This is a genomic window from Paenibacillus sp. y28, assembly GCF_037137075.1.
Taxonomy (GTDB): Bacteria; Bacillota; Bacilli; order Paenibacillales; family NBRC-103111; genus JBBBNV01.
In genome coordinates this window covers 49,425-67,827 of sequence record NZ_JBBBNV010000017.1, presented here as the reverse complement: position 1 = coordinate 67,827, position 18,403 = coordinate 49,425, and the positions used below count along the sequence as shown (strand labels likewise).

Sequence of the window (18,403 nt, the reverse complement as noted above, 5' to 3'; positions counted from 1 at the left end):
CTTTTTGCTTTTTACCGGATGTGACGGCTACCGGATGTGACGCCCTTCTTCCATAAAGTCTCTTCCGCTTTCTTGACACAATTAACTATGATTCATGCTTGTTTTTAACCCGCATTTGGGCATGAGTCTTTATTCGATGCGGCAGCAGGGCAAGCAGCGTAGCCGGGCCAAATAAAAACCGCCCCATGCCTATCGTACAGATAGGCATGGAGCGGATGCTTGAAGGAATCCTAGATAAGAGCAAATGGCAGCCTCGTTAAGGCTTGAACACGAGCACATACACCGGAATAACAACCGCCATCACGATGACGAAGCGGTAATTGCTGGACGCCAGCTTCAGCACGTCCTTTTTAATGAGGCCGGACAGCAAATTATTCACGGCGGAGGCCGGTGATATAGTATTGGAAATTCCCCAGCCCCCGAGCAGCAGGATAGCAAGGAATACCGGGCTCACTCCAACGGCTGCAGGCTCAATTCCTGTCGCCAGAATCGAGACCAGAATAATCGGATGAAGACCGATTAATGAAGTCAGTGTAATGAGGAACACGGTGAGCACAGACAGAACAAGCGGAATCGGCAGCGGCACCATTTGAAGAAGCGCGGGAATCCAGTCTCCGAATGAGGTTCCCGCCATCGCGCCGCTGAAGAAGCCTGCGGCCAAAAACAGCGTAATCTCTTTTTTCAACGACGGTATCGTCTTGGTTACATGGTCCTTCAGCCCCTGCCGGTACGTTGCCATTGCCCGGGTTCCCAAGCACCATAGCAGCGGGAACAGCACCGCAGCCATGCACGTAATCAGTACAATCGGCAGCTCCAGCACTTGCTCCAAAATAATGACCACCGCAATTGCAGCAGCCAGATACAAGCCGAGTGGAAACAGCGCCCGTCCAAGCCGTATGGGCTCAGCCGGTTCCGCCTGTGCTTCTTCAGCTCCGGCAGCCGCCTCGTCCTGAGAGAGCGCAGCGGCACCGCGGGATTTGGCGCGCAGCAGCGGCAGCTCCACCAGAAGACTGACAAGAACACTGAGCAGCGACAAGCCCAGCATATAAGGCAGCAGCGCAGTCCAAGACAAATGAAGCGCCGTACTCACCAGCGCCATTGCAGAAAAGTATGGCGACCAGAAAATGGCTCCCCCGAAGCCGCGGTTCAGTGCATCCGCCAGCATGCGGTTTGATTTGAACCGGGTATTCGCCGCGGCCAAATGATACACGACCGGAATGCAGCCTACATTAATAAATACGCCCATCAATTGAGTGAGCAGCTGTGAGCCCAGGAAAAAACCTGTCCGGCTCGTCAGCTTCGTCTCATAAAATTGCTTCAAGGCCGCGACATACTGCGGGGAGCGAACCGGAATTCCAAACAGCGGCGCGAACACGAACAAGGTGGCCACGGTGACGTTCATCGTCGCCGCTTCCAGCCATACCTTGACATTGGCTTGATGCAGAACCATCAGCAGCACGCCGCCGACCAAAAAGCCGATCGTCAGTATCCGGGTTGTCCCAATGAGCTGCGGGAGCAGCAGGGCAATCGTAACAAAAACCATAATTCCGAGCAGAACAGTAAAAGGAGCCCAATGCGTAATTTGAATCAGGATAAAAATCGCCGCCAAGGATAAAATCAGGATCCGATCAAGGGACCTTGCTGCGATATTCATAGCCGTTACCTTCTTTCTTCTGCCGATCCAAGCTGTTGAACCTGTACAAAACAACACAACATGACGGCCGGTTCATTAAAGACTCCGCTATTATAAATCGTTACGGAAGAATAGGCAATGATGCCCGGACCGCACCATCGGTTCAAATTATGACAATATTGTTAATTTATTTTCCAGGGTCCTTTTGTAATCGGTTACAATAATATTCCCTTGAAAATACTGCACTTTCAAGCTTTTTTACGCCCGCATTCCGCCGTGAAAAAAATGAGCCCTCAGAAAATTCCTGCTTTTACTCTCTATTCCGCCTTCAGGCACTCAATTAATCCCCTTCAACTACCGATAAACATGTCAGGCAATTCGTCCTGCATCATTGGTTGGACAAGAGAGAGGTCCTTTACCGCCTGCAATCGGTCCTTTGGTTTGAAACACGGGGTTCAGGTCTGCGATCCCTACAAGGACTGGCCAGCATAGCCGCAATTTAGCTGCACGGCCTGGAAGGCCTCATGAAAGCACAATCCGGCATCACCTGACCTTGTATTAGAGGGGGCTTAATTCGTGCAATTTAGCTTTAGAACGAAGCTGATGGCCATCATGGGCATATTCAGCATCGTGCTGACGATTAGTGTGACATTAGTGAATCAACACCGATGGGAGCAGCACCTTACCGCAAGCTACTTACGTGAATCCCTTTTGGTTGAGGATGTCGTGATTACCGCCGTATCGAATGCCGATAAGGCATTACAAATTTTGGATAAAAGCATTGAAATGAAAATGAGAGAATTCTCCGATCAGCTATTGGCCAAATACGAAAAAGAGCCCTATGTGGAGTTCTGGAACTACCAAGCCCTCAAGAAGAAGTTTGAAGGCATGGATATTTATATTATTGACGATACACAAACGGTGCTGTACAGCAGCTACTCGGGCGATATCGGGCTCAGCTTCCGTGAAAAAGACGGATCCCGCGGCGTGTTTGCCCAGCTGCTGCAGGATCGGCTCAACGGGAACCGGTTCGTCGTTGACGGACTGGATCAGGAATCAAACTCGGGCAAGCTGAAAAAATACAGCTACGTCCCGACGCCCGATCATAAATATTTGCTGGAGCTGGGACTGGATCAAGGCGACAATCCGATTTTCCGGAGCTTTAACTTTCTGGAAATCAGCAGCAAGCTCATGAAGAAATACAGCTACATCAACAATATCACGGTATTTACGCCTTCCGGAAAATCTATTGGCAAAACCGGCGAGGATGGCAGGTCGATTCTCGTCTCCGACGAAAACAGCGCTGTCTTCTACAAAACGTTCCATGAATGGACCGTCCAGGAGGTGACCGGCACCCTGAACGGCGCCCCCGTCACTTACCGTTATGTTCCATACAGAGTCGAATTCGATACCGAAGAGATTAAGTTTACGAATCAGCGCATTATTGAAATTGTCTATAATAACGATGAGCTATACAAGCAGCTAAGAGAAAACAATCAAGTATTTATTCTCCAGACTCTGGCGACTATCGCTTGTGCCCTGCTTATCAGCTACCTGATTTCAAGGCTGGTTGCGAGACCCATATATTTGGCCTCTCATGATGTGCTGACCGGCCTGTCTAACCGGGCCGTCTTTGAGAAAGCGCTCCATTCCAGCATCAATAAAAATAAGAAAACAGACGGGAAAACCGGGCTGCTTCACATCGATTTGGACAATTTCAAACAGGTCAACGATACGTTCGGACACGACGCGGGGGACGTCTTTCTCAAGGAAGTGAGCCGCAGAATACGCACTGCGGTGCCGAATCCCGCCGACATTACGGCCCGCTTGGGAGGAGATGAGTTCGTCGTGATTTTGAACCAGGTCACGGATGTAGAAGCAGCCGAAGAAATTGCCCTCCACATCATTCAAGAGCTGCGGCAGCCGATTGAAATTAACGGGGTCGATGTTGTCCGGGAATGCAATACGACGGCATCCATCGGAATTGCTTTGGCTCCCGACCATGCCCAAGACGCCGACGACTTGTACTACTGCGCCGATCGGGCGCTCTATCACGCCAAGCACAATGGCAAGAATACATGCAGCGTCTATCATGAAAGCTTAAAGAAGCAGACCACCGCTGTATAGCCCCGGTGAATTAATGGCTGCCAATCTCTGTAATCCGACGGTTAGGAAGGAAACAAGCGATCACATTCATTTAAAAATGCCGCTACGCTTTTTGTTAGCTTAGCAGGCTCCGTGTTTCTTACGTCGTGACCCGAGTCGGTGAAGTCAAGCTTTTGGAAAGTCTCCTGCAACTGGGCGTAGGCTTCCAGATCAGTATCCGTTAGCAGAGAGCCTTTTAGTAGCCCGCGCATGACGAGCATAGGTATTGGTAATCGTGAGTTAAAACGGACCGGAACAGATTCCCTCTGAATTCCGCGTACTGCCTCTATCCGTATATTAGCGGTCCGTCCGGTCGGCAGGAGATAATTATGAATATAATCGTCTGCCCAGTCTGGTGTCATTTGCTTATGCTCGGCTGGATAATCAAGCACTGCCAACGAGCGAAGCTGCGGGAAATGCTTTACCGCGAAGCCGAGCGCATAGGATACTCCTCTAGAATAGCCGAATAAATGAAAACGACTCAGACTGGCGCTGGACACAACCTGCTCCACATCGGAAACATGATGATCCAAGTCATATCCTGTGGGAGGTGTTCCACTTCCTCCCCGGCCTCGGAAGGATAGGACAATACTTCTGCGTGGCAATAGTCCGTTTATGAAATCTGCGTATTCCTCCGCGGTTTCGGACAGCCCGGGGCATACCACAAGTGGAGTCAACTTAGGATCAGCCCGGTTCCCCGAATCCAGATAATGAATGAAAGTATCACCATTTCGTACAAAGCTTGATTGAATATTCACATGATCCTCTCCTTTATCTCCTCATCAAAATCAACACTATGTGGATTCTGAATATAACAGCCGAATGGGTGGAATTTATTTCATCATATTACCATACCTTTACAAGTAAATTAATGCCGGATTACGAGGTGAACCTCCGGTCTCTATTCTCCGATTCTACACAAAAAAAGCTTCCAAGGGCCACCGTTCAAGCAGCCTGGAAGCTCTCTTTGGATTAAAGCCCGACTTTACTTCAACTGATACGGCTCTGAGCGCTCCCCGGTATCCGGCAGGTGCACCACAATCGTCTTGCCCTTATTCTTCCGGCCGCTTGATCAGATCTAACGCAGCATACGCCGCATCGCAGGAGGAACTGTCAACAAGCAGCCCTTCGTCCGTATTGGTTATAAAATGTCCATGCTCTCAATGTGCTGCTTCGTTTCCAGAGTGCCTAAATGATGAATCTGCCGGTAAATTTCCCGCAGCGATGCGTCATAGGCGTCGTTCTCTTCATCAATATGGTAAGGGATAGCCGGCAGATGGGACCGAAGCGCTGAACCGTCATCGGCATCGATTTTGTATTCAAACAGCTCCTCGAGCTTCTCGATGTCTTCATCTGTGGCCTCAATCTCGAACTCGAATGCTGCCGCGCCTTTATCATCCAGCACCGTATTCGCCTGCACAGAAACATAATACGTTTTTTTGTCCTGTTCTGTCATGCTCAGCCTCCTCCTACGACAACATGCCATTATAAAAAGCGGCCACAATCAAAACAATTACCGCAAACGCAGCATATATCCATAACACCGGATTCGCCAGTAATGGATGTTTGACCATGGTACGAGGGGGATCCTTGTCCTCCACTGTCGTCCGTTTCTGCCGATTGCGCACGGAATAAACAGCCCCCAGGATCAATACAAGCATCGCTACCGCTAATAAAATCATCAGCAAGATGCTCAAGCCCACTTCCTCCTTCTTAGCCGACTGCCGATAGTGTTTCCACTTTGGAAGAAATGTATGAATTTACTTGCTGCTTCCCATACGTTATAGTAAAAACTGGATTCCTGCTTTACCGCAGGCTCTATACAATGGGGGAGGAATGGGACATGTCAATTTTTAACCGGATGATGGCAAGCATCGGCATTGGCAGCGCCAAGGTTGATTTGCGGCTCGACACGCATGAAGCGGCGGCTGGAGAACGGCTTGGCGGAGTTGTTGCCATTCGGGGCGGCAAGATCAGCCAGCGCATCGATAACATCTATGTGCACTTGTATACCGAATACCATAAAGAAGAAACAGTGAAAACCACCGATGGCAAAGAAGAAACCAGGAAGCTGCATGTAACCCACCGCCTGGCCGAGTACCGGCTTGGAGAGAATCTGTCGATCGACCCTGGGGAAACACGGGAGCTGCCGTTCGTCATTGAGCTTCCCGCGCTCACACCAATGACAACAAACCGTGACAAGGTTTGGCTCCGGACCGGGCTTGATATCAACAATGCCATAGATCCCGGGGACAAAGATGTTCTGCATGTGCTTCCGCACGCTTATACACAAATCGTACTTGATGCGGTGTATCAGCTTGGCTTTGCCATCAAAGAAATAACCAATGAGCATGACCCGCGAAGCCGGAACGGAGTGCCGTTTATCCAAAATATCGAGTTTGCCCCGAAGGGCCCTTACCGCGCGCTGCTGGATGAGCTGGAAATTGCGATGTTCCCCCGGGAAGATGGGATTGAGCTTCTCATCGAGATCGATCGGCGCGCGCGCGGCCTGACCGGCTTTTTTGCAGAAATGCTGGATATGGATGAGAGCCTTCACCTGCTGTGGCTTTCAGCCGAAGAGGTGGAGCAAGGTCCAGGGGCTGTAGCCGTTATCCTTGCGGAGCTGATTAATCGACATGCCCTATAGCCGGCACGACCGTTTTAACAAACCATGAAACGAAAGCTTGACGATCTGGTATAAACCGTCATATTCCTACAAGTAACAAGCTTTATAAATTTGACAGGCGAAGGCTTGGGGTTCGGCCGACCGCCGTCGTGCAGCAAAGCACCGCGCGCCGGGAGCTGCGCGCGGTGCGAAAAAGTTTTAGTAAAAACAGGCCAAGATGTCCGGAATCATGGGCATCGGACAATACCTCTGCTTGAAGTGCTCCCCTTCAAAATACAGGTTTCGAAATAAACCTGTATTTCGAAGGGGAGTTATTTTATGCCCCTGAGGCTAATCACCTTCGAAAGATGCCGCCTCGCACCCTCACACTCACAGCACCCACTCCGCGATAAGGCGGATAACCTCCTCCATGTGAGCATCGGTTCCAACCGTAATGCGCAGCTTGTCCTCCAATCGGGGCTGCGGGAAATACCGGACATACACTCCTCGTGCAGCCAAATAGCGCTCCAGCTCCTGTGCTTCGCCGCCCGGGGGACGGCATAGCACAAAATTGGTTTGAGAGGGCAGCACCTGAAAGCCAAGCTCCTCAAGCTGCCAGGACAACCGGGAACGAGTAGCGCGAATCCGGTCTGCGTTGCGCCGCATATGCGCTTGGTCGCTGAACGCCGCTTCAGCCATCCGCTGACTAATCCCATTGACATTATAAGAATCCTTGCATTTCATCATGGCAATGATGAATTCTTCAGCAGCAAGCGCATACCCGATTCGAGCGCCGCATAAGGAATACGATTTGGAAAATGTACGCAGCACAATCAGGTTCGGGTACCGGCCGACTAACGTTGCCGCACTTACATGGGGGTCATCCGCAAAATCGATATAGGCCTCGTCAATAACGACGACACCGGCAAAACGCTCAATAATTCCGGCTAATTCGTCTAACGGCAGCAGCCGTCCGGTCGGCGCATTCGGATTGACCAGAACCAGCAGCCGGGCTTCCTCAGGCAACGGTTGATGCACATTCCACCGAAAATCCCCATCCATCGGAAGATCGATGAAACGGACCTGCTGTATCGCCGCGGCCGTATGATACAGCGTAAAGGTCGGATAAGGCAGGGCCACCACATCGCCGGGCTGCATAAACGCACGAAAAATGAACGTAATAAGCTCACTGGAGCCGTTTCCCACCATCACCTGCTCTGGCCTCAGCTCATGATGGGCGGCAATTTGCCTGCAAAGAGCCGTACAAACCGCATCCGGGTACAAGGCAATCCGGTCAGTATCCAGACGGGTGAGTACCTCCGCTACACGAGGGGACGGCGGATACGGATTTTCATTGGCGTTAAGCTTCAACTCGGGACGAGAAGTGTGCATCGGCTGGCTGATGTCCTGATTCCGGTTCTCCCGCTGCCTGCTTCCTCCTGTAACCGAGGGCGGCTGCCAGCCGTAAACGTATGGCTTCATAGCGGCAATATGGGGATTAATGTACACTTCTGATGATTGGGAATCCATTTGTCATCCTCCATTTCCTTATGGTACCATTACAATAGAACAAAATTGACATTTTCAAAATGCACAGTTTCTCTTATTTGACAGTGACAGTTGACATTTCCTTAGAAATGCTGGTGTACAGCTTGAAGGGGCCGAAGCTGGAGCCGCTGGCATAGCTTACGAAGGCCCTTCTATTGCCGTTTTCCAAGTACCTGTGGGAGGAATGTGGATAAATAACGCAATTTCTGTGGATATACATCCTTTTGCTGTGGATGAATTGTGTATTTCAGGTAGAGTTACCATTCGTTTTATATAATTTGTGAATAACCTTGTGAATGTTGTGGATAATTTGGGGATGAACTGTGTACAGCTTAATGAATGGCTGGGATTGAAAAGAGGAATTGGCGTGGAAATGACCCTTTTATTGACCGATCAATCGGGCGAAGCCTTGTATCTGCAAATATACCGCCATCTTCGCGGAGAAATTACGGCGGGGCGCATTGCGGCCGGCACACGTCTCCCTTCCGTTCGCAAGCTGGCGGCAGATTTGGCACTCAGCCGTACCCCGGTCGAGCTGGCTTACCAGCAGCTAATCGCCGAGGGCTATGCCAAGAGCCGCCCGCGAAGCGGCTTGTACGCACAAAGCCTGGCGCACGATCAGCTCGTTGACGTTCCGGCGGCATCTCCCCGGCAGAACAAAGCCGCATCAGCAAAGCAAAAGGAACGCACGGCGAAATACGCTGTAGATCATATGGATGCTGCGGAGGCCGGATTTACCGGCTTGCCTGCCGCAGCTGTCCCCGGATTAGCTGCCGATAACAGCCCGGACGGCAGTGTCCAGCCGAAACCGGAATACGATTTTCATTATGGCTCTGTGGATTTGGCCTATTTCCCTTTCACGCAGTGGAGCCGGCTGGCGGCCCGCTGCTGCCGGCCGGAGAACCGGGGTTTGCTGTTATACGGCCAGCCTCAAGGCGAGCCGGGCCTTCGCAGGCAAATCGCCCAGTACGCACATCAAGCCCGGGGCGTGGACTGCACACCGGGTCAAGTCATCGTCGGCGCAGGAACGCATAACTCCCTGGAGCAGCTCTGCCAGCTGCTGCGGGACCCCTACGGCCCGCAAATCGCGCTGGAAGCCGCGGTTAGCGACGGTGTCGCCATGGTTGTGCGCCAGAACGGCTGGCGGCTTCAGCCGGTGCCGCTGGACAAGGACGGCCTCCGCATCGATGCCCTTTATGAAAGCGGCGCACGCGTCGTTTACGTAACGCCTTCCCATCAATTCCCTTACGGCATGATTATGCCGATTGCAAGAAGGCTGCAGCTGCTGAAATGGGCGGAGGATGTCGACGGCATGATTATCGAGAATGACTATGACGGCGAATTTCGTTACGAAGGCCGCCCAATACCGGCCCTGCAGGGACTGGACCGTTCGGGAAGAGTGGCCTATCTCGGCACCTTTTCCAAGGCTATCGCCCCCGCGGTGCGCCTCAGCTACCTCATTCTGCCCTTGCCGCTGGCCCGCAAAATGGACGGCTGTCTCCACACGTTCGACCAGTTTGCCTCCCCGCTGCATCAAAGCATGGTCGAGCAGTTTATAGCCGAAGGCCATTTTGAACGCCATATCCGCAAGATGAGGCAGCATTACCGCCTCAAGCATGCCGCCCTAATCCAGGCTGTAAAAGCAGAGCTGGGGCCACAGGTGCAGGTCATCGGAGACCGCTCCGGCCTTCACATCGTGCTGGAATTCGCTTTCCCTCAGGGGGAGGATGCTGTACATACAGAGCGAAGCCTCATCGCCAAGGCCCTGGCGGCGGGTGTGCGTGTTTACCCGACATCCGCTTATACCCTTTCCGGAGCAAAGTCTCCCCTTCCGACCATCCAGCCGCGTCTGCTGCTAGGCTTCGGCGGGCTGAGCATCGAAAGCATCCAGCACGGGATTAGATCCCTTGGAAAAGCATGGGAGCTGTATAGCGGCCCCATTTGACTGATGCGGTGAATCCGAACAGTTTTGACTATTTTGGAGGAGGACGAAACAAATGAACAAGCTCCAATCATACAAACCGAAACACAAACGCGTACTGAAATGGGCAGCGGCTCTGCTGGTTATATCCAGTATCGGCGGAACGGTCTACGCCGCCGAACGGCAGGCGGAATATATGGGCTTTCCCGTCGTGGGGCTTGAAGTGAACGGACAAGCCGTTCAAAACGAAGTTCCCGCCATCAACATGAACGGCTCCACGATGGTCCCGCTCCGTTTCGTAAGCGAATCGTTAGGCGCAACTGTCGACTGGAACAAGGAGACGTCCACAGCCGTCATCTTGGCCGCTACCCCTTCGCCCGCACCTGCTCCAGCCTCCTCTGGGGGGAATAACGGCAGCGGGACGGCAGCAGACCCCAATCGGGAGCTGATTCAGCAGGTAACCAATGCATACGAGAACCTGTATATTTTTGCAGGGCGTTTAAAGGACATGAAGGTGATGATCGACATGACCTACGAGCAAACCGTCACCTATAAAAACAATGCATACCTTTTTAAATTGAAAAATACGTACTTGAACCAGCTCCGCAAGCAGCACGACAATATGCTGGATCAAATGTTTAAAGCGCAAGAAGCCAGCAAGAAGCTCGGACACGAGGAGCCTCTTCTGGCAGAAATGGATAAGTTGAATGTCAGCCTTAGAGGGCTGGAATCGTTAAGCGATTTCTTAAGCAACTATGCCGACTATAACAAAGCCATCGACGATGATTGGTTCTCCAACTACTTGGCGACCAGCTATGATGTAGCCTTGGAAAACAGCTTCGCCCTTCAGGACAAATACCTCGAATGGAGCAGAAAAACCAACGCTGCCGCCTCTTCTTTGAAGTAAACTTTGAAATAAACAGGGATATGCCGGCAAAACGCGGACCAAAGTCAATTTAAAAATAATTTCTTATGCCCTTGTAAAATCAAATCTGTATAAAATGAAATCTAGCTTGCAAAACCCCGCTTGCCGTCTGGCAATACTCATCGCTAAACCAAAAAATACAAGGACCTCATCTCCCGACAGAAGCGGATCAGAGGTCCTTTTTGCTTTATATTCGGGCTACTCACACCCAGTCTGACAGGTATGGACAGAAGCCCCTATTATTTATAGAAAGGATTACTCGGCCTTCGGCTGGAACAGCTCCAGCTGTTCACCGTCAGGACCGTAGAAGAAAAAGATTTTGACGCCGTCCAGAATGACTTTGGGCTCTTCGCTAATCAGCTTTACCCCAAGCTCTCGCAGCCGGGCCACCTCCGCTTCGATATCGGACACGGTGAAGGCGACATGATGTACAATGCCGTCGCTCGACAGCCCCTCCGTCCCCCGGCCAATCAGCTCCAATTCGATATTCTCCGAGCCCGGAAAACAAAGGAAGGCTAACTCGACTCCGTCAGCCAGCGGCTTCCGGCACGCCAGCTGAAGCCCCAGCACCTCTGTATAAAAACGGATCGAAGCATCCATATCGCTAACGCGTATTCCAATATGCTCCAGCTTGTGTATCATGTCAACACGTCCTCTCCACGAACATGAAACGATCAGGAATGATTTTCAGAAGCAGGCTAAGCCTGTTCCCCGCCGTTTGCCGGCTTGGACTCCGCACTGAGCTTGTTCAACGCGGCCTGCTGCTCCTCAATATGAGCCAGCATCTTGGTAATCCGCTCCATGTTCGGATAATTGGCCGCATAGGCACGATAAATGTTGGCCGCTTCCGCGAGTTGCCCCGAACGGAGCAGCAAGTCGGCAATCCCCAGATCTGCAAGCAGCGAGCGGATACGATCATCCGCCGGAACCGTGCCCCGGTACGTAGTAAAGCCGGCCTTGGCTCTGCGGAAATGCTCTTCTGCATTGGCAACCAATCTTACGGCTTGGTCCATGCGGATATGAGCCAGCAAGAAATGGGCGTCTGGATAATCCGGTGCCTGCTCTAATGCTTTTCGGCAAGCAAGTTCAGCAGCCTGAGTGCTGCCGAGCTGCATGTTCAATTTGGCTTGAAGCACATAAACATCAAGGATTTTGTCGAACTCAGGCGCATTGTCAGAACGGTTCTCGGCCAGCTCCAAATAACGAAGCGCCTCATCGATTTGTCCGCCTGCAAGCAAATGCTCCCGCGCATAAAACAGCGGCCAGCTCGGCTCGTCCGGTTCTTCTTCAATCATCGACCGCAGCATGGTCAGATTGCCGATTACACGGTCTTTTTTCTTCAATTCGCTTTCTTCCAGACGCTCTTTTTCCAGGCGAATGTTTACAATCGGATGAGGGAAGTTATGCGTCCACTTCCCTTCCTCATTTATCCTGCCCACACGCTCATAGATTCGGCCATGGAAGCTCAAGCCCTTGTTTACCGGGAATAAGCGTTCCTTCATATCTACGCGCTGCAGCCCGGATTCGGCTGTCGTCACATGCAGAATCTCCAGCACCTTGACACCGGCAAACCGCTCAAACAAGCCAGCCGCCTGTCTAACCGCTTCGACATCCTCGGCATAAAGAACCTCATCCGGGTCTACAAACAGCGCCCAATCGGCTTCAAGCCCTTCCAGGCCGGCATTACGGACAGCAGCAAAATTGTTGTCCCACTCGGTCTGAACAATCCGGACTTTAGGCACGGAAGAAGCCATTTCCACCGTCTTGTCCGTAGAGCCGTAATTCACAAGCACAATTTCATCCACAGCCGGAACCAGGCTTTCCAGACAACGTTTAATACGGTGCTCATCGTTTTTGGCAATAACCACGGCCGCTATTCTGACCGGTTCGACAGCAAGCAGCGGGTCAATCTCCTTCATCTCCGGGCCGCCCGGAGTATCCTCCAGCTTTTTGAAAACAGTCTGCTTCCAGGACGCTTCCGGATCGAGCAGCAGCGCCCGCTGGAATGCCTTCCGCGCCGCCGTTCCGTATTCCTGGTGCAGCAAAGCTTCGCCAAGGTATACCCATGCCATAACATTCAGCGGCTCCTCGGCCACCGCCTTCTCTGCGGCAAGCTGTGCTTGCAAATAACGCTTCTCTTCAAACGCTTTCGTAATCATCTCAATGTTTTCGTTCATCGGTTCACCTGTAGTTTCATAGGATTCATTTGCTACTTACATCATACTGGTTTACCCTCGGCTTGTAAAATTCACAGCCCCTAAACACCCTGCCGGACGCATCATGTATAAAGCTTTTCCGAAGGCAACCTCGGCTTATGCACTTCTTTATTTTAGCATAATCTGACATGCCGTTCGACAAGTTCTTTCGGGCCGGCGCCGCACAAAAAAACGCCTTCCCCCCGGCGGGTACATCCCGGCAGGGAACGAAGACGCTAGAATGAAGACGCTCGTGCGCTATTCAGCCATTTTTACAATAAAATCCACACAACTCCATACCCAAAATAGAATCAGGCCGCAAGCCACAAACCATGCTTATAGCGCGGCAGCCACTTCCTGGCGGATTCGGACTGCCTCCCGGTCATCGTGATGCCAAAGCTGAGCGTAGCAATCGACGGTTTGTACAGCGATATGCTCCCAGCTATATTCACTGAACACCTTCTCGAACGCGCGAATCGCCATCGTGCGGGCTTCCAAATCATCACTCAGCACTTTAATGACATGGCTCACCAGCGAAGGCACATCGCCCGGCAGCACAGTCCAGCCGTCGACGCCATATTCAATTGTCTCCTGCAGGCCGCCGACCCCTGACACGACTACCGGGCTTCCCGCCGCCATGGCCTCAAGAGGCGCTATACCGAACGGCTCATACAAGCTGGGGAAAACCGCGACCGAGGCTAAGCGCAGCAGACGGTTACGCGCGTCTTCATCCACCTGGCCGAGAAACAGCACCTTCGGTCCAAGGCCAAGAGTCTCCGCCTGCTTCTCCAGCGCATGACGCTCCGGTCCGTTGCCGGCAATAATAAACTTGGCGTCCGGGCATTGCTGCAGAATACCAAGGGCGCTGTCCAAAAGCACATGCACGCCCTTTTCCCGGACCAGCCTGCCGACAAACACAACCAGCTTCTCCGACGGCAGCGCGAGCTGACTGCGCCATTGGGCCTCATGCTCAAAAACCCGGACTGCCTGGGGGTCAACACCGTTTCCGATGATATCCAGCTTGTCATCCGGCAGGTTGAACAAGTACCGCACCTCATCCCGCATGAAGCGGCTGCACGTTATAACCCGCCGCGCTTCATAGGTCAGCTGCCATTCCAGTCCATGGATCCGGTGCTGGAGCTCGGAATGCAGCCCCTGATTGCGGCCATGCTCCGTGGCGTGAATGGTAGCGACCAGCGGCAGCCCATAGGTGTGCTTAATCGCTTTGGCGGCATAGACAACGAGCCAGTCGTGCGCATGCAGCACATCTAATGAAGTTTGACGCAGCAGCTTATGCGAATAATCAAGCATCGCCAAATTCAGCTGAAATACCCACTCCAAAAAATTGAGCTCCTTGGCCTGATATGTGGCTACCCGATGAACCCGTACCCCTTGATTGATTTCATAGTCGGGATAACCTTCAACCTGGCTGGTCAGTACATGGACCTCCACCCCCTGCTTCACCAGATGGCGGCTCAAGTCAAACACATGCCGGGACAAGCCGCCCACAACCATTGGCGGGAATTCCCAAGTCAGCATCAGCACCCGCCGGACTACGCCGGGATGGCCCGATTCAAGCCCCCCTCCCGCGGCTATGCCAGCATCCGGCTTCCCCAATAACGATTTCATGCGCAATATTGTTCCTCCTTTATCCCAGCCATATGGCTTGTATATATCTAAATGATAGGGTCTAATTCACGCTCCCTGCCGCAGCCTCTTGCATTCCCTGGCAAGCCGCTCGCCCGCTGTCCCGCAGCAGCTCCGCCGCATACCGCAGCACCGCCCCGAACCAGACCGGTCCTTCAAGCCAGCAGCCCCCGAGCACGGATGCCTCGAATGCAGCTAGCAAGAACGGCGGACGCAGCATGCCTCGGAAGCGTCCCAGCTGCGCCTGGCGCTCACGAATGTAGCCCTCAGCCAAGTAAAATGCACGATTCCTGGCCCAAGCGGACTCCTCCCAAGGCGAAGCAGCCGGAAAAGAAGCATATCGTCTCCTGTGATGGCTTCGTTCATCCAAATCCGTCTCAAGCGGCAGAGAACGCCTGTCCAGCCATGCCTCGGCTTCAGCCCTTGGCAGAGCGGAGGCGGATGATGTCTTGCCTGGCAAATGGACGGGCAGTCTCGAGGCTGCCGCATCACTCCGGTGAACCTTAATCCCCTTTGTCGTGGCTCCGAGCGGGAAATCCTGTGCTCCTGCCAGGCTTGCGCCCTGTCCCGCCGAATGCCGTAGAAGCGGATAACGGTTTTCTTCACCGCCAAGCGAGCCGGTGACGGCATATTCCAGACCCAGCCCTCGCAGCCGCTGCAGCTGGCCTGCCCCCGCGAGCGGCCCTCGTCCCGTTCCAGACTCCGGGAGCCATATGCCCCTTGGCGCTTCTCCGGTCAGACTGGTGTGCATCCTAAGCCCCTGCTCCACGTCATCGGCAAGCAAGCCCATTCCTTCCGGCGAGGACTCCGCTGCGGTCAGCAGCTCAATACGGCCTCGTCCGGCCAAGCGGGTAATTCCCTGGATTAACCGTCCGCCGTAATCAGAGCCGAACCGGTTAAGGCAATGCAGCAGCTGATCCAATCTACGCAGCTGCTGCTCCTGCTCCAGACCCGGAGAACACTGCTCGATAGCCGTGCCCGCCTCGGCGATACAATTCTCCAGGTACGTTTCATATTTCTCCGCGAAGCAAGGCCGATTCAGCTCCTGCAGCAGCCTTGGCTGAAGTGCTATTCCGACCGGCAGCGGGATTCTCTCCGAAGCCAAGTCCTCCATCACCTCCAGCAAGGGCATGTAGGAGGCGGTTATCGTCTCAAACAACTGTCGCTCAGCTTCATTTTCCAGGTTAGCCGTTCCTGTGACAGCAGGAAGACCTGCCACCAGCACAAAGGCCAGTGCCCCCTGCTCCATTGATGATCTCCTCCTAGCCGCATGCCGCTTCCCGCTCCGGCAAATATTCCTGAGCTACTGCAGGCGGCGTCTCAACTTCATTGGAACGCAGTACCGTAAAGAACCGGCCGTCGAACAGCCGGAATCCATAATCAACACAATAGCCTCGCTGCGCGTCCACCGCTTCAATAAAGCTGTTGGTCGCTTCCGGATCAATCCAATACTCCCGAATAGGGGAGGCATTATCTCCGTTAAAGCGAACATCCTGCACCTCATAAAGACGCAGCCACTTAGGCAGCTCGTCCCAGCTGCAGCGGAAATGCTCCTCCACCAGCTGCTTGCGCCGGTCGGTGACCTCCCAGTACGCATAGAGAGATTGGGCGTCCCGGGGCATAAGCACAAGCCTATCCTTTCTGTATGACTCGTACAGCCCGATTCCTTCCTTCATTTGCCGGTTCTCCTCTGCGGGAACCAGCCAGAGCTCATCGTCCGGCTGCTCCGCCATCGATTCCAGCAAGATCCGCCCCGATTCCTGATCCGGTGCCGTCCCCCCTCGTTCCCGTTCTTCCTGTTCCTCGATTGGCTGCACCGAAAGCCCCACACCTTCCCCGTCATCCTCTTCCGCTTTGCGGTGCTTGGCAAGCTGATACTTCACTTTGCCCAGAGAAATACCGAGCGCTTCGGCGATTTGCTTTTGCGACAAACCCTGCCGCATGAATTCCAAAATCGATTGGATCATGTCTCGCGTCCCCCTTTTTTTCCCTTCGACCTTCGTCCTTCAACCTAAGCCTGAACAGGCCAGATAAACGGTCCGCCTTCCTTTTCAGAAACAGGCCCCGCTTCTAAGCTAAATCAGAAATTCGGAGTACGCCGCCAAAGCGGCAAGAAACGTTGAACAGCATAACGGCGGCTTCGTAATCCTTACCCGAAGGCCCGTCGCGACGCTTTCCGTTATCTGAAAAGCCCCCGCCTCTCGAAGCTGCATACCAACTGATTCAAGACAGGCATTCCCGCACCCAGTATAGCTTGAATGGTTTGAAAACACTGTCTAATTAAGGGAGTGAAACAGTTCTTATTTTGTCGAAACGATCAAAAAAAAGACCCTTCCGCTTATACCGAAAGCAGAAGAGTGCCGCGCACGATTTGTTTCAACTGGTTTTGCTTGAATTCGAGCAGAGGGTCGACGGCCACATGAGGGTCCTTCACCGACCGGGCGTCATTCCAGCAGCAGACAACCCCTTTTCCCTGCGCTGTCCCGTCAAACATTTTGCAGCCATGGCAAAACGTTGTCATTTGGGCGTCATCCAGCTTGACGACACGATTACGCAGGCAGCAGTATATTTGCCCGTCCGAGTTAGCAAGATTAATATGTCGTACAAACGGCATTCACTTCACTCCTTTGTCCACCCGCACAGCTGCACGAGAGCATTTTACCCATTATATGCGAGTGGTGTTAAGAGAGTGCTCGAATGATGTAAATCGAAATAAAAAGTTTTTGTAGTTTCAAGGCGAATTTCCTCGCGCTTCATCAGGCATAGCCTGCCGGCCGCTGGCGCATACTGGATAGTAAAGCATCCTCATTCCAAAAGGAGAATCCGTCATGCAGCGAAAAAACATCGTTACTGTGATTTTGACTTCGTTTTCCGTTGTGCTGTGTCTATTTAATGCGCTGGGGCTCGATCCGGAGGACATGTTTTTTTTCTCGCTCAGCATCCCGGTCTGGATTATTGAAACCTTCTCGGATATTCACCGCTATAATGCGTATTTTGTCTATGCGCTTACGATTGCCTCTTATGCTTTGATTGGCCTGTTCGGGGATCGTTTCGTTCAAACCCGCCGTACCCGCCGCAGAGCGGGTTAGCCTTCTACATCCGGCTTCAGGCCGATTTCCCCCCGGTCCAGCGGAAACACCATGCGGACCGCTCCAGTAATGGCGTGAGCCATATCCCATACCCGGCCAAGCGGCGTATGCTGCAAAATCGAGTAGGTTCGCGCCCCTTCCTGATTCACAATCGCCGCAATGCTGTAATCGCCGACGGGCGGCAGCTTCTTTCCGACTGATTTTCCCGGCTCGATCGGCTGATTCGAGATTTGGAACATGCCTATGGATGAAGCCTGGCCCAAGCAAGCGTCGATCGCAATGACGGTTCTGCCTTCGCCAAGCTCCTGCAGCCGCTGGCCGATATTCGACGAGTCGCACGGACTCTGAAGCGTGCCGATAACGTGAGGGTACCCGGCTTCACGAAGCAGCGTCCCTACAAGCGGACCCAGCGCGTCTCCGCTGGACCGGTCTGTGCCGATGCACAAAAACTGCAGCGCATCCAGTCCTGCGCCCCCTTCCCGGACGGTTTCCAAAAAAGCGGCCAGCTGCTCTCCCGTAATGTTCCTCCGGTACCTGCCTTGTTCCTTCAAACGGACTTCTCCCCCTTCTTTTTCTGTGTTGCCTGACGGCAGCTCTCCTTGTATTTTATATTGCCCGTTAAAAAAGGTACAATATAGCCACATCCATTCCGATATAAAATGTATGAAAAGGCTCACAATTGCCGGGAGGTGCGC

At 52.9% G+C, this 18,403-nt stretch carries 17 protein-coding genes; 5 read left to right on the top strand and 12 right to left on the bottom strand.

Features of this window, described 5'->3' with window-relative positions:
- Positions 1–256: 256 nt before the first annotated feature.
- Entirely contained in the window at positions 257–1,654 is a 1,398-nt protein-coding gene (locus tag WBG83_RS14520; RefSeq protein ID WP_336745840.1) for a hypothetical protein, read from the bottom strand.
- 555 nt (positions 1,655–2,209) lie between these two features.
- Between WBG83_RS14520 and WBG83_RS14515 the strand changes: the two genes are divergently transcribed.
- Positions 2,210–3,760: a GGDEF domain-containing protein gene (locus WBG83_RS14515; protein WP_336745839.1), complete on the top strand. Its 1,551-nt coding sequence runs from the start codon at positions 2,210–2,212 to the stop codon at positions 3,758–3,760.
- A gap of 41 nt (positions 3,761–3,801) precedes the next feature.
- Here WBG83_RS14515 and WBG83_RS14510 read toward each other — a convergent pair whose 3' ends face one another.
- The 3 genes from WBG83_RS14510 to WBG83_RS14500 form a co-directional block, all read right to left on the bottom strand.
- Positions 3,802–4,536: an alpha/beta fold hydrolase gene (locus WBG83_RS14510; RefSeq protein ID WP_336745838.1), complete on the bottom strand. Its 735-nt coding sequence runs from the start codon at positions 4,534–4,536 to the stop codon at positions 3,802–3,804.
- Between the two features lie 383 nt (positions 4,537–4,919).
- Positions 4,920–5,234: a hypothetical protein gene (locus tag WBG83_RS14505; RefSeq protein ID WP_336745837.1), complete on the bottom strand. Its 315-nt coding sequence runs from the start codon at positions 5,232–5,234 to the stop codon at positions 4,920–4,922.
- A 13-nt stretch (positions 5,235–5,247) separates the two neighbouring features.
- Positions 5,248–5,475, bottom strand: a complete 228-nt coding sequence (locus WBG83_RS14500) for a hypothetical protein (protein ID WP_336745836.1) — start codon at positions 5,473–5,475, stop codon at positions 5,248–5,250.
- Between the two features lie 146 nt (positions 5,476–5,621).
- Between WBG83_RS14500 and WBG83_RS14495 the strand changes: the two genes are divergently transcribed.
- Positions 5,622–6,425, top strand: coding sequence for a sporulation protein (locus tag WBG83_RS14495; protein ID WP_336745835.1), 804 nt, complete (start codon positions 5,622–5,624; stop codon positions 6,423–6,425).
- 348 nt (positions 6,426–6,773) lie between these two features.
- On the opposite strand, the gene hisC is transcribed toward WBG83_RS14495, so the two are convergent.
- Positions 6,774–7,913: a histidinol-phosphate transaminase gene (gene hisC / locus WBG83_RS14490; RefSeq protein ID WP_336745834.1), complete on the bottom strand. Its 1,140-nt coding sequence runs from the start codon at positions 7,911–7,913 to the stop codon at positions 6,774–6,776.
- 391 nt (positions 7,914–8,304) lie between these two features.
- Here hisC and pdxR point away from each other — a divergent pair, with 391 nt between their 5' ends.
- On the top strand, positions 8,305–9,876 hold the full coding sequence (pdxR, locus tag WBG83_RS14485; RefSeq protein WP_336745884.1) for a MocR-like pyridoxine biosynthesis transcription factor PdxR: 1,572 nt from the start codon (positions 8,305–8,307) through the stop codon (positions 9,874–9,876).
- 52 nt (positions 9,877–9,928) lie between these two features.
- A complete protein-coding gene (locus tag WBG83_RS14480) occupies positions 9,929–10,759 on the top strand; it encodes a copper amine oxidase N-terminal domain-containing protein (RefSeq protein ID WP_336745833.1) in 831 nt (276 codons plus the stop codon).
- A 273-nt stretch (positions 10,760–11,032) separates the two neighbouring features.
- Here the strand turns inward: WBG83_RS14480 and WBG83_RS14475 are convergent, their stop codons facing one another.
- From WBG83_RS14475 to WBG83_RS14450, 6 genes are all read right to left on the bottom strand, one after another.
- A complete protein-coding gene (locus WBG83_RS14475) occupies positions 11,033–11,419 on the bottom strand; it encodes a VOC family protein (RefSeq protein WP_336745832.1) in 387 nt (128 codons plus the stop codon).
- Positions 11,420–11,475: 56 nt separating this feature from the next.
- Positions 11,476–12,954 (bottom strand): glycosyltransferase, encoded by a 1,479-nt coding sequence (locus WBG83_RS14470; RefSeq protein ID WP_336745831.1) that lies wholly within the window; start codon positions 12,952–12,954, stop codon positions 11,476–11,478.
- A gap of 354 nt (positions 12,955–13,308) precedes the next feature.
- A complete protein-coding gene (locus WBG83_RS14465) occupies positions 13,309–14,601 on the bottom strand; it encodes a glycosyltransferase family 4 protein (protein WP_336745830.1) in 1,293 nt (430 codons plus the stop codon).
- Between the two features lie 61 nt (positions 14,602–14,662).
- The gene (locus WBG83_RS14460; protein WP_336745829.1) at positions 14,663–15,868 is read right to left on the bottom strand and encodes a hypothetical protein; all 1,206 of its coding nucleotides are present in this window, start codon (positions 15,866–15,868) and stop codon (positions 14,663–14,665) included.
- Positions 15,869–15,881: 13 nt separating this feature from the next.
- Entirely contained in the window at positions 15,882–16,586 is a 705-nt protein-coding gene (locus WBG83_RS14455; RefSeq protein WP_336745828.1) for a DUF4912 domain-containing protein, read from the bottom strand.
- Between the two features lie 371 nt (positions 16,587–16,957).
- Positions 16,958–17,233, bottom strand: a complete 276-nt coding sequence (locus tag WBG83_RS14450; RefSeq protein ID WP_336745827.1) for a hypothetical protein — start codon at positions 17,231–17,233, stop codon at positions 16,958–16,960.
- A 214-nt stretch (positions 17,234–17,447) separates the two neighbouring features.
- On the opposite strand from WBG83_RS14450, the gene WBG83_RS14445 reads away from it, so the two are divergent.
- Positions 17,448–17,708 (top strand): hypothetical protein, encoded by a 261-nt coding sequence (locus WBG83_RS14445; RefSeq protein WP_336745826.1) that lies wholly within the window; start codon positions 17,448–17,450, stop codon positions 17,706–17,708.
- Here the strand turns inward: WBG83_RS14445 and yyaC are convergent.
- A complete protein-coding gene (gene yyaC, locus WBG83_RS14440; RefSeq protein WP_336745825.1) occupies positions 17,705–18,259 on the bottom strand; it encodes a spore protease YyaC in 555 nt (184 codons plus the stop codon). The genes WBG83_RS14445 and yyaC overlap by 4 nt on opposite strands.
- Positions 18,260–18,403: the final 144 nt, after the last annotated feature.

Bases quoted from the DNA above. Each gene is read 5' to 3' on its own strand.
- WBG83_RS14520 (WP_336745840.1), bottom strand. From the start codon at position 1,654: ATGAATATCGCAGCAAGGTCCCTTGATCGGATCCTGATTTTATCCTTG.
- WBG83_RS14505 (WP_336745837.1), bottom strand. From the start codon at position 5,234: ATGACAGAACAGGACAAAAAAACGTATTATGTTTCTGTGCAGGCGAAT.
- WBG83_RS14495 (WP_336745835.1), top strand. From the start codon at position 5,622: ATGTCAATTTTTAACCGGATGATGGCAAGCATCGGCATTGGCAGCGCC.
- hisC (WP_336745834.1), bottom strand. From the start codon at position 7,913: ATGGATTCCCAATCATCAGAAGTGTACATTAATCCCCATATTGCCGCT.
- pdxR (WP_336745884.1), top strand. From the start codon at position 8,305: ATGACCCTTTTATTGACCGATCAATCGGGCGAAGCCTTGTATCTGCAA.
- WBG83_RS14480 (WP_336745833.1), top strand. From the start codon at position 9,929: ATGAACAAGCTCCAATCATACAAACCGAAACACAAACGCGTACTGAAA.
- WBG83_RS14475 (WP_336745832.1), bottom strand. From the start codon at position 11,419: ATGATACACAAGCTGGAGCATATTGGAATACGCGTTAGCGATATGGAT.
- WBG83_RS14470 (WP_336745831.1), bottom strand. From the start codon at position 12,954: ATGAACGAAAACATTGAGATGATTACGAAAGCGTTTGAAGAGAAGCGT.
- WBG83_RS14465 (WP_336745830.1), bottom strand. From the start codon at position 14,601: ATGAAATCGTTATTGGGGAAGCCGGATGCTGGCATAGCCGCGGGAGGG.
- WBG83_RS14460 (WP_336745829.1), bottom strand. From the start codon at position 15,868: ATGGAGCAGGGGGCACTGGCCTTTGTGCTGGTGGCAGGTCTTCCTGCT.
- WBG83_RS14455 (WP_336745828.1), bottom strand. From the start codon at position 16,586: ATGATCCAATCGATTTTGGAATTCATGCGGCAGGGTTTGTCGCAAAAG.
- WBG83_RS14450 (WP_336745827.1), bottom strand. From the start codon at position 17,233: ATGCCGTTTGTACGACATATTAATCTTGCTAACTCGGACGGGCAAATA.
- WBG83_RS14445 (WP_336745826.1), top strand. From the start codon at position 17,448: ATGCAGCGAAAAAACATCGTTACTGTGATTTTGACTTCGTTTTCCGTT.